At 69.2% G+C, this 14,181-nt stretch carries 11 protein-coding genes, 2 pseudogenes and 1 CRISPR repeat array; of the genes and pseudogenes, 12 read left to right on the top strand and 1 reads right to left on the bottom strand.

The genetic code is table 11. The annotated features are described in order from the left end of the window. Positions 1-158 precede the first annotated feature (158 nt). The 8 genes and pseudogenes from cas3 (at position 159) to cas2e (ending at position 9,212) form a co-directional block, all read left to right on the top strand. On the top strand, positions 159-3,047 hold the full coding sequence (gene cas3 / locus ACQP1N_RS20435; RefSeq protein ID WP_433225996.1) for a CRISPR-associated helicase Cas3': 2,889 nt from the start codon (positions 159-161) through the stop codon (positions 3,045-3,047). After that, positions 3,037-4,701 carry a type I-E CRISPR-associated protein Cse1/CasA gene (gene casA, locus ACQP1N_RS20440; RefSeq protein ID WP_433225998.1) on the top strand — a complete coding sequence of 555 codons (1,665 nt, stop codon included), beginning with the start codon at positions 3,037-3,039 and terminating at the stop codon, positions 4,699-4,701. The genes cas3 and casA overlap by 11 nt, the downstream gene beginning before the upstream one ends. Beyond that, positions 4,698-5,333: a type I-E CRISPR-associated protein Cse2/CasB gene (casB, locus tag ACQP1N_RS20445; RefSeq protein ID WP_067793895.1), complete on the top strand. Its 636-nt coding sequence runs from the start codon at positions 4,698-4,700 to the stop codon at positions 5,331-5,333. The genes casA and casB overlap by 4 nt, the downstream gene beginning before the upstream one ends. Continuing rightward, positions 5,330-6,523 carry a type I-E CRISPR-associated protein Cas7/Cse4/CasC gene (cas7e, locus tag ACQP1N_RS20450; RefSeq protein ID WP_433226000.1) on the top strand — a complete coding sequence of 398 codons (1,194 nt, stop codon included), beginning with the start codon at positions 5,330-5,332 and terminating at the stop codon, positions 6,521-6,523. The genes casB and cas7e overlap by 4 nt, the downstream gene beginning before the upstream one ends. Beyond that, positions 6,520-7,219 (top strand): annotated as a pseudogene (gene cas5e / locus ACQP1N_RS20455) (type I-E CRISPR-associated protein Cas5/CasD). The gene cas7e and the pseudogene cas5e overlap by 4 nt, the downstream one beginning before the upstream one ends. A 1-nt stretch (position 7,220) precedes the next feature. Further along, complete coding sequence (gene cas6e / locus ACQP1N_RS20460) at positions 7,221-7,907, top strand: type I-E CRISPR-associated protein Cas6/Cse3/CasE (RefSeq protein ID WP_433226002.1); 687 nt, start codon at positions 7,221-7,223, stop codon at positions 7,905-7,907. Between the two features lie 4 nt (positions 7,908-7,911). Beyond that, positions 7,912-8,865, top strand: a complete 954-nt coding sequence (cas1e, locus tag ACQP1N_RS20465; RefSeq protein ID WP_433226004.1) for a type I-E CRISPR-associated endonuclease Cas1e — start codon at positions 7,912-7,914, stop codon at positions 8,863-8,865. Then, a complete protein-coding gene (gene cas2e / locus ACQP1N_RS20470) occupies positions 8,862-9,212 on the top strand; it encodes a type I-E CRISPR-associated endoribonuclease Cas2e (protein ID WP_067793900.1) in 351 nt (116 codons plus the stop codon). Before cas1e ends, cas2e begins: the two co-directional genes overlap by 4 nt. A 79-nt stretch (positions 9,213-9,291) precedes the next feature. Continuing rightward, positions 9,292-10,050: a CRISPR direct-repeat array (repeat unit 29 nt; unit sequence GTGCTCCCCGCGCACGCGGGGATGGTCCC). 244 nt (positions 10,051-10,294) lie between these two features. On the opposite strand, the pseudogene ACQP1N_RS20475 reads toward cas2e, so the two are convergent. Next, positions 10,295-10,819 (bottom strand): annotated as a pseudogene (locus ACQP1N_RS20475) (aminoglycoside phosphotransferase family protein); the annotation flags it as partial. 432 nt (positions 10,820-11,251) lie between these two features. Here ACQP1N_RS20475 and ACQP1N_RS20480 point away from each other — a divergent pair. From ACQP1N_RS20480 to ACQP1N_RS20495, 4 genes are all read left to right on the top strand, one after another. Then, positions 11,252-12,397 (top strand): IS701 family transposase, encoded by a 1,146-nt coding sequence (locus tag ACQP1N_RS20480; protein WP_433226006.1) that lies wholly within the window; start codon positions 11,252-11,254, stop codon positions 12,395-12,397. Further along, positions 12,379-12,531, top strand: a complete 153-nt coding sequence (locus tag ACQP1N_RS20485) for a hypothetical protein (RefSeq protein WP_433226008.1) — start codon at positions 12,379-12,381, stop codon at positions 12,529-12,531. The genes ACQP1N_RS20480 and ACQP1N_RS20485 overlap by 19 nt, the downstream gene beginning before the upstream one ends. Before the next feature lie 595 nt (positions 12,532-13,126). Next, positions 13,127-13,519, top strand: coding sequence for a transposase family protein (locus tag ACQP1N_RS20490; protein WP_067793902.1), 393 nt, complete (start codon positions 13,127-13,129; stop codon positions 13,517-13,519). 136 nt (positions 13,520-13,655) lie between these two features. Then, on the top strand, positions 13,656-14,045 hold the full coding sequence (locus ACQP1N_RS20495) for a hypothetical protein (protein ID WP_067793903.1): 390 nt from the start codon (positions 13,656-13,658) through the stop codon (positions 14,043-14,045). The last annotated feature ends 136 nt before the right edge of the window (positions 14,046-14,181 follow it).

A 14,181-nucleotide genomic window follows, 5' to 3' on the forward strand; every position in this document is an offset into this window, starting at 1 on the left:
GGTGGCGATACCCTCCCTCCGGCGGTGGCCGCTGCTCCCCGCGCATGCGGGGATAGGGCGGTCACCGTCGTTCTTAGTGCGGTTGGACGTGCCCGGTAGCGGGTTGTCCGGTTCTGGTCTGATCCGTCGATAAGGCTCGTGATCTTGGGGTGGGCGGATTGGATACCGGTGTGCTGGAAGCTGCGGCGGGGTTGGCGCGGCTCGGGGGTGGGTTGTCTCCGGCTGCGCGTCAGGTATGGGCGAAGCACGATCGCGATAGTGACGATTGGCTTCCGTTATGGCGCCACCTCTCGGATAGCGGCGCGGTCGCGGGACTGCTGTGGGACGAGTGGCTTCCGGCTCGGGTGCGGAATGTGATCGGTGCGGCCCTGCCCGGGGGTGCGGACGACGCGCGGCGGCTGGTGGTGTGGTCGGCGGCCACGCATGACATCGGGAAGGCGACGCCGGCGTTCGCGTGCCAGGTCGAAGGGCTTGCCGCCAGGATGCGGCGTGAGGGCCTGGAAATGCCGTTGCAGCGCCAGATGGATGATCGTCGGCTCGCTCCTCACGGGCTTGCGGGGATGCTTCTGCTTCACGAGTGGCTTGTGGAGCGGTATGGCTGGTCGAAGCGGCCGGCGTGGCAGTGGGCGGTGGTGGCGGGCGGTCATCACGGGGTTCCGCCGACGATGAACGACATTCAGGCGCTGGTTGCGCGCCCGCGGCTGCTGCGTTCTCCGGGGAGTGCGGAGGCGTGGCGCGGCGTGCAGTGGGAGTTATTGGACGCGTGCGCCGAGGTCTGCGACGTGGCGGGCCGGCTGTCGGAGTGGCGCCAGGTGAAGCTTCCCCAGCCCGCGCAGGCGGTGTTGACGGGTGTGGTGATCGTCGCCGACTGGATCGCCAGCAACGCCGACTTGTTCCCCTACTCGCTGGACGCGCGGGAGAGAAGTGATCGCGAACGGGTCGAAGCGGCGTGGCGGGGGCTGGCGCTTCCGCCGCCCTGGCGGGCCGTCGACCCGGGATCCGATGTCGCGAGCCTGTTCGCGTCCCGCTTCGATCTGCCTCCCGGCGCACGGGTCCGGCCGTTGCAGGAGCGTGCGGTGCTGGCCGCCCGTGACATGCCGCCCGGTCTGATGATCATCGAGGGGCCGATGGGCGAGGGGAAGACCGAGGCCGGGCTCGCGGTCGCTGAGATCTACGCGAGCCGGTCGGGGGCCGGCGGGGTGTTCGTCGCGTTGCCGACGATGGCGACGAGCAATGCGATGTTCTCCCGGGTGCTGCGCTGGCTGAAGCGTCTGCCGGACATGCGGTCGGACGCGGGTGCCCGATCGGTTCAGCTTGCTCATTCCAAAGCGGCGTTGAACGAGGATTTCCGGGCGCTCACCTGGGCCGATCCTCGGTCGGTGCGCGGTGTCCAGCCGGACGAGGAGGCCCCGGACGCCGCGGTGGCCGAGCTGGTCGCCCACCAGTGGCTGCGTGGCCGCAAGAAGGGGATGCTGGCGTCGTTCGGTGTCGGCACCATCGACCAGCTGCTGTTCATGGGCCTCAAGAGCCGGCACCTGGCGTTGCGGCATCTGGCGCTGGCAGGGAAGGTCGTGGTCATCGACGAGGCCCATGCCTACGACGCCTACATGAGCTCCTATCTGGATCTGGTGTTGTCCTGGCTCGGTGCGTACGGGGTGCCGGTGGTGGTCTTGTCGGCGACCCTTCCCGCGGGCCGTCGCCGCGAACTGGTGGAGGCGTACACCGCCGCCGAGGGCGCGGAAGCCGTCGAGCGGGCGGCCGGCTATCCGCTGATCACGGTCGCCGGGCGGGACGGGACGAGGGCCGTGCACGAGGTCGCCGCGTCCGGTCGGCGCACCGATGTGGAGGTGGAGCGGCTCGACGATGACCTGGAGGTCCTGGCCGACCGCCTGGCCCAGGAACTGGCCGCGGGCGGATGCGCGCTGGTGGTGCGCAACATGGTGGACCGCGTCCTGGCCACCGCGGACTTCCTGCGCGGTCGGCTCGGGGACGGCAACGTCACCGTCGCGCACGCCCAGTTCCTCGACCTGGACCGGATGCGCAAGGACGCCGAACTGGTGAAGGACTTCGGCCCACCCGGTGAAGGAAACGCCCGTCCCGCCGGCCCCCGCGTGGTGGTGGCCAGTCAGGTGGCCGAGCAGTCCTTGGACATCGACTTCGATCTGCTGGTGTCGGACCTGTGCCCGATCGACCTGCTTTTGCAGCGGATGGGGCGGCTGCACCGCCACGAGCGCGGCGAGGGGCAGAGCGACCGCCCCGAGCGGTTGCGGCGGGCCCGGTGCCTGGTGACCGGCGCGGACTGGAGCGCCACCCCGGTGGAACCGGTGAAGGGCTCCCAGCGGGTGTACCGGCGGCACGCGTTGCTGCGGTCGGCCGCGGTGCTGTGGCCGCATCTCACCGGGACGACGCCGGCGGAGCGGACGGTGCGTCTGCCCGAGGACATCAGTCCGCTGGTCCAGAGCGCCTACGGGACGGCACCGGTAGGCCCCCGGTCGTGGCAGCAGGAGTTGGACGCCGCCCACGGCAAGCACCGGGTGCACATAGAGAAGCAGCGCAAGAAGGCCGAGGGTTTCCAGCTGGCGGCCGTCGGCAGGGACGGGAACGCGCTGATCGGCTGGATCGATGCGGGAGTGGGCGACACCGACGACGCCCCGGCCGGACGCGCGCAGGTCCGCGACGGCGAAGAGTCGCTGGAAGTGCTGGTCGTGCAGCGCCTGGCCGATGGCACGGTCCGCACGGTTCCGTGGCTGGACCGGGGCCAGGGAGGGCTCACCCTGCCCACCGAGGCCGTCCCCGAACCGCGGCTGGGCCGCATCGTGGCGGCCTGCGGATTGCGGCTTCCCTTCCAGTTCTCCCTCCCCCAGACCGCCGAGCAAACCATTACAGAACTGGAAAAAGAGGTCATTTCCGACTGGCAGTCCCGGGACAGTTCCTGGCTCGCCGGAGAATTGATCTTGTTTCTGGACGAGAACTGTCGTACCCGGCTGGCAGGTTACGACCTGAGTTACAGCAAGGACGACGGTCTGGAGGTCACCCGTGTCGAATGAGCCCTCATCTTTCGACCTGACGGACCAACCCTGGCTGCCGGTGCTGCGCACCGACGGGACCAGCGATGTCCTATCGCTGCGTGAAGTCTTCGCCCAGGCCCGCACGCTGCGCCGTATTGTCGGTGACCTGCCCACGCAGGAGTTCGCGCTGATACGGCTGCTGCTGGCGATCCTGCACGACGCGATCGACGGCCCCCAGGACCTGGACGCCTGGGAAGAACTGTGGAACAGCGGCCTTCCCCTCGAACAGATCACCGAATACCTGGACGAATACCGCGAGCGTTTCGACCTGCTCCATCCGCGGACACCGTTCCTGCAAACGCCGTCGCTGCACACGGCGAAGCACGAAGTCTCCCCCCTCGACAAGATCGTCGCCGACGTCCCCAACGGGGCCCCGTACTTCACGATGCGCGCACGCGGCGTGGAGCGGCTCGGCTTCGCCGAGGCCGCGCGGTGGCTGGTGCACGCGCAGACCTTCGACACCTCGGGCATCAAGACGGGGGCCGTCGGAGACCCCCGGGCCAAGGGCGGCAGAGGGTACCCGCAGGGCGTGGCGTGGGCGGGCAATCTCGGCGGCGTGCTCGCCGCCGCCGACGACCTGCACGAAACGCTCCTGCTCAACCTCATCGCCTTCGACACCGAAACATTGCGGGCCGACCCGAAGAACGACCGGCCCGCCTGGACGCGTGAGGTTCCCACGGCCCGGCCGATGGACGAGGTGGAGGCCGCCCGCCGCCCCTACGGGCCGCGGGACCTGTACACCTGGCCGTCCCGGCGGGTCCGACTGCACTTCGACGGCGAGGGCGTGTTCGGCGTCGTCCTGGCCTACGGCGACCCCCTCGCACCGCGCAACCTGCACGCCTACGAGCCCATGACGGCCTGGCGGCGCAGCCCCGCCCAGGAGAAGAAACTGAAGGAGGCGCAGGTCTACCTGCCGCGCGTGCACGATCCGGCCCGCAGCGCCTGGCGCGGGCTGGGCGCGCTGATCGCCGGGAAGGCCGAGGGGGCCGAGCAGCGCCAGGAGGCGGCCGCGATCGTGCGGCCCCGGATCCTGGACTGGCTGGCCCGCCTGACCATCGAAGGCCCACTGCCGCAGAGCCGCCTGCTGCGTGCCCGGCTGATCGGCGCGGTGTACGGGACACAGCAGTCGATCATCGACGAGGTGATCGACGACGAGGTGGCGATGCCGGTCGCGCTCCTGCACGAACAGGACTCCGAACTCGGGGTCGAGGTGATCGACGCCGTCTCCGACGCCGAGAACGCCGTCGGCATCCTCGGCGACCTCGCCGCCGACCTCGCCAGGGCGGCCGGCGACGCGGCCGACCCGCGCAAGGATGCCGCCCGCGACCTCGGATTCGGCACCCTCGACGGCCCCTTCCGCGACTGGCTCGCCGCACTGAAACCGGAAGATGACCCCCGCCTCGCCCGAGCCGCCTGGCAGAGGACCGCCCGCGACAAGATCCGCAACCTCGGGGAGGAACTGGTGAACGCCGCCGGTGAGACCGCCTGGCAAGGCCGGGTGGTGACGACCAAGGGCGGGCGTGAGGTCTGGCTCAGCTCCACACGCGCCGACCAGATCTTCGCCGCGCGGCTCGCCAAGGCCCTGCCCGGCGCACGCCGACCCGACGATCCGACAACGGAGGCCCAGGCATGACCTCGGCGACCCCTGCCCTCAACCGGCCCGCCGACCTTGTGGAGAGCGCGGCCGGCCGCTTCATCACCGAATTGCAGCGGGGCTTCCTCGCCGACCGCCCCGCCGCCGTCGGGGCACTCGCCCAGCTCCGCCGGGGGGCGGGCAAGCTGCCCGAGGACGTCCCCGAACTGTGGGGCTCCACGGGCGTCGAGCGGCTGTTCGCCGAGGAGAACCTGTTCGCCGGCGAGACTCAGGCGACCCGCGCCGAGGCGGCCTATTTCCTGGCCGTCACCCTGTACGCCCTCCACCAGCAGTCACAGGGCGGCCCGATGCACAAGACGGGCGTGGACCTGGGCCAGGCCGTCCGGCAGCTGATGGCCAAGCAGGACAGGGTCGACGAGACGATCCGCCGGCGGTTCGTCCGGGTCGGCACCGCCGCGACCCCCGAAATCCTGGCCTACCGGCTCCGCGAGGTCATCTCGCTGCTGCGCGGAAAGGGCATCCCGCTCGACTACGGCCGCCTCGCCCGCCAGCTCTACAAGGCCCAGACCCCCGACGGACTGAACCAGATCCGCCGTGACTGGGGACGCAGCTTCCACACCTACAAGGCCGACGCCGGCGACGGCGCCCCCACCGACAAGGACACCGCATGACGACTCGGACCATCGTCGAACTGCACATCCTGCAGACCGTCCCGCCGAGCAACCTCAACCGGGACGACACCGGCACCCCCAAGTCCGCCGTCTACGGCGGTGTCCGCCGGGCCCGGGTGTCCAGCCAGGCGTGGAAACGCGCCACGCGCCGGACGTTCCAGAACATCCTGGACCCCAGGGACCTGGGCGTCCGCACCCGCCGTCTGGCCGAACTGCTCGGCAAGCGGATCCGCGAACTGGACGTCTCCATCTCCGAAACCGACGCCTGGGCGCTGGCCGCCGAGACGGTCACGGCGGCGACCGGCGCCAAGATGGAGCCGCCCAAGCGCAACACCAAGGACGAGTGCCCCGAGCCGGCGCCCGAGGGCAAGTACCTGATCTTCCTCAGCACCCGCCAGCTGGACGCCCTGGCCGAACTGGCGGTCCAGGGACGCGACGACATCAAGACGTTCTTCAAGAACAAGGAGAACAAGGCCGCGGCCAAACAGCACGCCAACAGCCGCCACTCGATCGACATCGCCCTGTTCGGCCGGATGGTCGCCGACGCCTCCGACATCAACGTCGACGCCGCCGCGCAGGTCGCCCACGCCATCAGCGTCCACCGCGCCGACGTCGAGTCCGACTACTACACCGCCGTCGACGACCACAAGGAACGCGAGGACGACGACGCGGGCGCGGGCATGATCGGGACCGTGGAGTTCAACTCCGCGACCCTCTACCGCTACGCCGCCCTCGACGTCGACCTGCTCCGCAAGAACCTGGGGAAGGGCCTGCGCGAGGACGAGTCCGCCGACGCGCCCGTCCGCCGGGCGGTGGAGGCGTTCGTGCACGGGTTCGCCGAGTCCCTGCCCACCGGGAAGATCAACACCTTCGGGCACCACACCCTGCCCGACGCGGTGGTGGTGAAGGTGCGCTCGTCGCGCCCGGTCAACTTCGTCGGCGCGTTCGAGCGGCCCTGCAGGGCCGACCAGGACGCCGGCGGATACGTCCGGGAAGCCAGCGAGCGCCTCGCCAAGCAGATCCCCGCGATCGAGACGGCCTTCGGCGCGGACGACGACACGCTCACGTGGGTGACGCGCGCCGGCGACGACACCGAGCCGCTGGCCTCGCTCGGCACCGAACTGCCGCTGCGGGAACTGGTGTCGGCGGTCGGCGCGGAGGTCGAGCGGCGGCAGAAAGGCGCGGCATGAGCGTCCTGCTCCTGCGGCTCGCGGGCCCGCTCCAGTCATGGGGGTCGGCGGCGCGTTTCGCCAGGCGGACCACCGAGGCGGCCCCCACCAAGAGCGGCGTGATCGGACTGCTCGCCGCGGCGCTCGGCCGCCCCCGCACGGCCGACCCGTCCGACCTGGCCGCGCTGCGCTTCGGTGTCCGCGTCGACCAGCGCGGCACGCCTCTGCGGGACTTCCAGACCGCGCACGACATGGACACCGGCGGCGCCCTGCCGGTGTCCGAGCGGTTCTACCTGGCCGACGCCGTCTTCGTGGCGGCCGTCGAGGGACCTCACGACCAGCTGTCCGAACTGCACCAGGCCCTGAAAAGGCCCGGCTTCCTGCCCTACCTGGGACGCCGGTCATGCCCCCCCCTCGCAGCCGATCGACCTGCGACAGCGCGACGGCCTCGACCTCGAAACGGCGTTGACGACCGAACAGTGGCAGGCCTCGGACTGGCACCAGTGGCGCCGCCGCCACGAAAAGCAGGTGGAACTCCAAGTCCTCGTCGAGGCGAACGGCCAGAACATGCGCGTGGACACGCTGCGCGACCAGCCGCTCAGCTTCGACCCCGCACACCGCCGGTACGCGCTCCGCGGCGTCCGCAGCTTCCCCGCCACAGTCCCGAACCCGCGTGCGGCCGCGCACGACCCGACGATCGTCCTGAGGAGCGAGTGACATGTACCTGACGCGCTTCCGCATCAACACAGGACGCGTCGGCGCCCGCAAGTTGCTCGCCTCGCCCCAGACCATGCACGCGGCCGTCATGACCTCGTTCGCCGAGGCCCCCTCCCCCGGCGACGGCCCCCGCGTCCTGTGGCGGCTCGACCGGGACGGCGCCGCCGACACCCATCTGTGCATCGTCAGCCCGATGCGGCCCGACCTCACCCACCTGGTCGAGCAGGCCGGCTGGCCCACCACGGCCCGCTGGGAGACCTTCGACTACGCGCCCTTCCTCAAGCGCCTGACCAAGGGGGACACCTGGGGCTTCAGGCTCACCGCCAACCCCGTCCACAGCATCCGCCGCCGGGACAGTGAGCCCACCAAGGTAACCGCGCACCTCACTCCCTCCCGCCAGCTGAACTGGCTGCTGAAACAAGAGGAAAAGGCGGGATTCAAAGTGGCCGAAAAATCCACCGAGAAGCAACTGGTCCCCGGCCATGACACCCACGACCTGCTGATCCACGGCCGCCGCCAATTCCGTTTCGCCAAGAGAGGCAACGGCGGGCAGGTCACGCTGGTCGCCGTGACGTTCGACGGACGGCTGGAGATCACCGACCCCGACGCGTTCCGCCTCACCCTGACCCAGGGGCTCGGGCGCGCCAAAGCCTACGGCTGCGGCCTGATGACCCTCGCCCCGGCGTGACCCCATGTCCACCGTCAGCAAGCGCGGCGCGTCCTCACCCCACCAGCTCACCCGGATGGGCGACCGGCTCTCGTTCATCTACCTCGAACGCTGCACCCTGCACCGCGAGGACAACGCCATCACCGCCGAAGACGCCGACGGCGTCACCCACATCCCGTCGGCCACCATCGGCACCCTCCTGCTCGGGCCCGGCACCCGCGTCACCCACCAGGCCATGAGCGTTCTGGGCGACAGCGGCGCCGGAGTCGTCTGGGTCGGCGAACAGGGCGTCCGCTTCTACTCCGGGGGCCGGTCCCTCAACCGCTCCTCCGCCCTGGTCGAAGCCCAGGCCACCGCGTGGGCCAACCGCCGCACCCGCCTGGACGTCGCACGCGCCATGTACCGGATGCGGTTCCCTGGCGAAGACCCCTCCGGCCTCACCCGCCACGAACTCCTCGGCCGCGAAGGACGGCGCGTCAAAGAGCGCTACAAGTACGAGGCCGCCCGCGTCGGCCTGACCTGGAACGGCCGCCGGTACGTCCCCGGCGACTTCGACTCCGGCGACACCGCCAACCAGGCCGTCACCGCCGCCGCCCAGTGCATGTACGGCATCGCCCAGACCACCGTCGCCGCACTCGGCTGCTCCCCCGGCCTCGGATTCATCCACTCCGGCCACGAACTGGCCTTCGTCCTGGACATCGCCGACCTGTACAAGACCGAGATCGCCATTCCCGTCGCCTTCGAGGTCGCAGCCGAAAGCCCCGACGACGTCGGCTCCCGCACCCGCCGAGCCATCCGCGACCGCGTCAACCAAGTCGGCCTGCTCCGGCGCTGCGTCCACGACATCAAGCGCCTCCTCCTGCCCGACGACACCCCCGACGACCCCACCGGCGACGACACCGACCACGTCACCCTGCAAAGCGACCACGGCATGAACATCGCATCCGGCCGCAACTACGCCGAAGACGTGTACTGGTGACCATCATCATCCTCACCAACTGCCCCGCCGGCCTGCGAGGCTTCCTCACCCGCTGGCTGATGGAGATCTCCCCCGGCGTCTTCATCGGTGGCCCATCAGCCCGCATCAGGCAGGCCCTGTGGGACGAAGTCCACCAGTACGCCGACACCGGCCGCGCGCTACTCGCGTACAGCACCAACAACGAGCAGGGTTTCACCTTCGAAACCCACGACCACAAATGGCATCCCATCGACCACGAAGGCCTCACACTGATCCGCCGCCCCAAGGCCAGGCCGGCCGTCTCCTCCAAACCCCCACCAACCGGCTGGAGCAAAGCCTCCAAACGCCGCCGCTACGGCAAACGCTAACCTAATGCCCGAAATGTCGGAATCTCACAAAGTACTCAAAAACAGGGACCCCCGCCGATAAACCTGCAGGTCAGTCAGAGTGCTCCCCGCGCACGCGGGGATGGTCCCGCGGTGATCCTCCCGCCCCCCGCCATCGATCTGTGCTCCCCGCGCACGCGGGGATGGTCCCGGTCGACTCCTGGTGACCCGGGACGAAGCGCTGTGCTCCCCGCGCACGCGGGGATGGTCCCGCGTGGAAAATGCTCACCCCGGAGATCTGGCCGTGCTCCCCGCGCACGCGGGGATGGTCCCAGCAGCGGGAACAGCCACGCGACCTCGAAACCGTGCTCCCCGCGCACGCGGGGATGGTCCCCTCGGCTGCCAGCGCCCCTACCCGCAGGGCGGTGCTCCCCGCGCACGCGGGGATGGTCCCGTCCCCTCGGGTGGGATCACGTGGGTATCGCTGTGCTCCCCGCGCACGCGGGGATGGTCCCGGATACGCGACCGGATATGTCGACTGGACCGAGTGCTCCCCGCGCACGCGGGGATGGTCCCTGCGTCACGAACGACGCCGCGGACGGGTCCACGTGCTCCCCGCGCACGCGGGGATGGTCCCTCGGTCGCGCCGCAGAGGCCGAAGCGGTCGCGGTGCTCCCCGCGCACGCGGGGATGGTCCGCGTCCCTGCCCGCCCAGCGGGCGCTCAAGGCGTGCTCCCCGCGCACGCGGGGATGGTCCCAACCTCACGGCGCGCGGTGAACTCGACGTCGGGTGCTCCCCGCGCACGCGGGGATGGTCCCGTCACCAAGCCCTGGCAGTGCGGCGAGGGTGGGTGCTCCCCGCGCACGCGGGGATGGTCCCTGCGTGAGCCGCTCATCGGCCCGTACGTCCTGGTGCTCCCCCGGATCGCGGCGCCGGTCGATCCACGAGGCCGGATCCTCCATCACCGGCCCGATCACCGCGACGTCCGGAATGAACCTCTCCCGCGGAACCTGCGGCAGCAACTCCCGCCAGGCCGTGGCCTGTGATTCTTCGCCGCTCATGGATGCCTCTGCCAATGGAATCGCGCTAAGGGGAATCGTCAGCGTGCCGTCTTGAGGGGCAGCTGTTCGGCAGGGTCACGCAGTGCCGGCGCCGCCCGCGGGACTTGGTCGAGCAGGGCGGCGGCGATGTCGGATAGCCGCCGCAGACCCGCTGGGGCAGGCACTGAGGTCAGCCGTGCCATCAGATCGGCCAGGATCTGGATGGCCCTGGTGTCGTCGGCGATCGCGGACAGGGGCCGGGCCGCATCCAGCCGCTCCAGCAACTGCGTGGCGCTGTTCTCGTCATGGTCGAGCAGGCGCACGATCCCGTTGCCGTTCCACGCCCGCAGGCCGGCCGCGGCGCCGACCGTCTCCTCCCACAACTGCTGAAGCTTCAGCACGGCGGGAGTTCCGTCGGACCGAAGCACGGGCAAGACCAGCGACGCCATGCCATATGCGGGCGGGCCATCAAGCCGCAGCCCCCAGCGGTCCAGGAACTCACCACCCAGCCGGGGCAGCTCGGCGATCCACGCCCGCGCCTCGGCGCCGTGCGCGCCATAAGACGCGGCGAACACATCCGGAACGTCGATATAGATCGACCTGGTCACGGAAAGAATCTCCTTCGTCAGCTCGAAATCAGGTGCGATGAACGAAGGAGATCGCGGAGGCGCCCGAGTACCGGGCAGGCGTCAAAGCATGCCCCGACCCTACCCGGAAACGATCACGACTGGTCCAGGGCTCGGCCGGCGGCGGGGCGATGCGATACCGCTACTTCTGGGATGTCCTGGAGCACGATCGTCCCGCTCCTGGGCTCGGGTTTGGAGGATCGTCGAACACGACCGCTACCTTCCGGCCGCGGCTCTTCTAATACCTGCTGTCAACGGCCCTTACCTTGATCGCGGGTGAGATCTGGCCATCGTAGGGTCGGAGCTTCCCAGGGTGCCGGGTGTGGCTTTCAACGGCCTGCCCCGTAGGTGACTCTTAGTACGACAACGACAGGTTGTAACACTCGTGCCTGATTGATCGTTGGCCTTGGTGTGATGATGGATGTGGCGCTGGGGTGGTCGGCCGGGTTCGAGGCGTTCGTGGGCCGGTTGGCCGGCCGGTTCCCGCGGGTGGAGTCGCGCCGCCGCATGGTCTCCTACGTGCGTGGACTGTTGGGTGAGGTCGGGCGGAAGAATGGGTGGACGCTTGCGGAGGCGGCGGGAGATGCCGGTCCGGAGGGCATGCAGCGGCTGCTGGACTTCTACCCGTGGGACACCGATGGTCTGCGCGACGATGTCCGTGACGTGGTGGTCGAATGCCTGGGTGATGTACGCCAAGGTGTGCTGGTCGTGGACGAGGCCGGTTTCCTGAAGAAGGGGACGAAGTCGGCGGGTGTCGCCCGTCGGTACTCCGGTACCGCAGGACGGATCGAGAATTCCCGGATTGGAGTGTTCCTGGCTTACGCCTCGCCGGTTGGGCGTGCGTTGATCGATCGTGAACTGTATCTGCCCGGGGGGTGGACCGGTGACCGGGAACGTTGCCGGGCGGCCGGGATGGGCGATGAGGTGGTGTTCGCGGCCAAGCCTGCGCTGGCACAGCAGATGATCGAGCGTGCTGTCGGTGCTGGTGTCGTGTGTGGCCAGGTGACTGCCGATGAGGCGTATGCGCAGGACACCAAGTTCCGGCTGTGGCTGGAGGCCCGCGATATCCCGCACGTCGTGGCGGTGCCGAAATCAGCGGCGGTGGTGGCGATGGATCTGACCGGGCCGCGCGTCCACCGGGTTATCGCTGACCTGCCCGCGGCGGCGTGGCGGCGCCTGAGCTGTGGTGATGGGGCGCGGGGGCCTCGCGTGTCGGACTGGGCGGCGACCGAGATCCGGCCGCTGCGGCGCCCGGGGTGGGGGCGTTGGCTGCCGGCCCGGCGCGGCATCGCTGACCCCTCCGATCTGGCCTACTGCATTTGCTTCGGCCCAGCCGACACCCCGGCTGAGGAATTGGTGCGGGTGGCGGGTGGCAGATGGGCGATCGAGGAGTGCTTTCAAGTCACCAAGAACGAGACCGTTCTGGATCGCTGCCAGGTCCGTGGATACCGGGTCTGGTATCGGCACATCACCCTGTCCGTGGCCGCTGCCGCCTTCCTCGTCATCGTCCGTGACACTGCACATAAAAGGGGACAGACGAAGTGGAACAGTCCAATTTGATTCCATTGAGCCTCAACGAGACACGTCGTCTGTTCAACCGCGTCACCGCACCGATCAGCCATGCCGTTGAACACATCCTGCACTGGTCGAGATGGCGGCGCCATGGCCAGATGCGCGCCCAGATCAGCCACTGACGTTTTCCCAACGGGTTTGATTCGGGCGCCAGGGATTAACAGGCCGTAACAGGCGGGATCGGGCAGACTCGCGGACGCAGCGACATGCCCCGAAACAAGCGTGGCGCCCCCGGTGGAAGAGGTCTCACCACAAGTTCTCGCCTGCCACCGAAAGGCGCCACGTTGGTCACCTATCCTGCCATGTTCGACGTCCCACGCGAACTGATCCGCTTCGTCGCCGGCCTGCTGCGCACCGAACGCCGGGCACGCGGGACCAGGAAGGGCACACGGACCCTGACCTGCTGGAAGCAGGCCCTGTTCACGATCGCGTGGTTCCGGGACAAGCCGAACATCACCCGGCACGGCACCGCCTTCGGGCTGTCGCAATCGACCGCCTACCGGTACCTGCACGAGGCCGTCGACGTCCTGGCCGACCGCGCCCCCAACCTGCACCAAGTACTGGAGAAGGCGGTCGCCGACGGGCCGGCGCACCTGGAGATGGACGGCAAGATCTTCGCGACCGACCGATGCCGCCACAAGACTTGTGAGCGTGAAGGGCGAAACGATCGACGCCTGATTCTCTGGAAAGACCGCCGGCTTCGGCGGCCAGGTCCAGATGCCGTCCGAACCCGACGGCTTCCCCATCTGGTTCAGCGGCGTCCTGCCCGGAGGAGCCGTCGACATCGAAGTGGCCCGCGCACTGGTCCTGCCGACCCTGTACCCCTACGCCAAGACGATGCCCGTCCTGGCCGACCCCGGCTACCAAGGCGCAGGTCACGGCATCATCGTCCCCTTCAAGAACCCCACCCGCGGCAACGTCCTGTCCATCGACAACCGCTGCCACAACCGCCTGCAGCGCTTCCTGCGATGCCGCGTCGAACGCGGCTTCGCCCTACTCACCGAACGCTGGACCGCACTCAAACACACCACCCTCAGCCCCAGCAGAATCAGCGACCTCGTCCGCGCCGCGCATGTCCTCACACTCTTCGAGTACCGCCGGATCAACTGAAAGTCACTGGCAAAACCTCACTGAAGAGCCGGAGACAGCGGACCCGCACTTACGGCGAACCCGTCGTTCATCGAATTGGCCAGGCTTACGCCGAACTAGGGTCACCCGAGAACCGACCCGCGAGCGGAGACGCGCGATGACCGCCGAAGACCATACCCCCGCGGCCCTAACGCCCTCTGCCGTCCCCGCAACCGAGTGGCGCTGGGCCGAGCTCCCGCCTGCTGACGTGGTCGAGGCGTGGGAGCGTCTCGCGCCGGGAACCTTCGCACGCATCATGGCCTCGATCGAGCAGCAAGAGCATGACAGGCGGCTCCAGAACCGGCATGAGCGCATCTTGGACTGGATCGACGTCGTGTTCAGGGCTGTTGGGCTTCTCTGCGCCATCAGCGCTGTCGTTGCCTTCGTCTTCCTAGCCCGCTACTTCGTGGACCACGGCGCGGCTACCCAGGCCGTAGGCGTGCTCGGTGGTGCTGCGGGGATCGTCGGCGTGTTCGTTGCCCGATACCACAAGTCGTCCCAGCAATAAGAGTCCTGTAAGAGGGGCAACCACCTTGTGCAGGAGCTGTTCACCACGGCGCGGCACGAGAAGATCTGTCGATCAAGCTCGCAGCCTGTGGCCTTCCCACGGTTTCTTCCGGTCTCCCAGTACGTGTGGCTAAGCC

This window comes from Actinomadura formosensis, from assembly GCF_050948385.1.
Classification (GTDB): Bacteria; Actinomycetota; Actinomycetes; order Streptosporangiales; family Streptosporangiaceae; genus Spirillospora; species Spirillospora formosensis.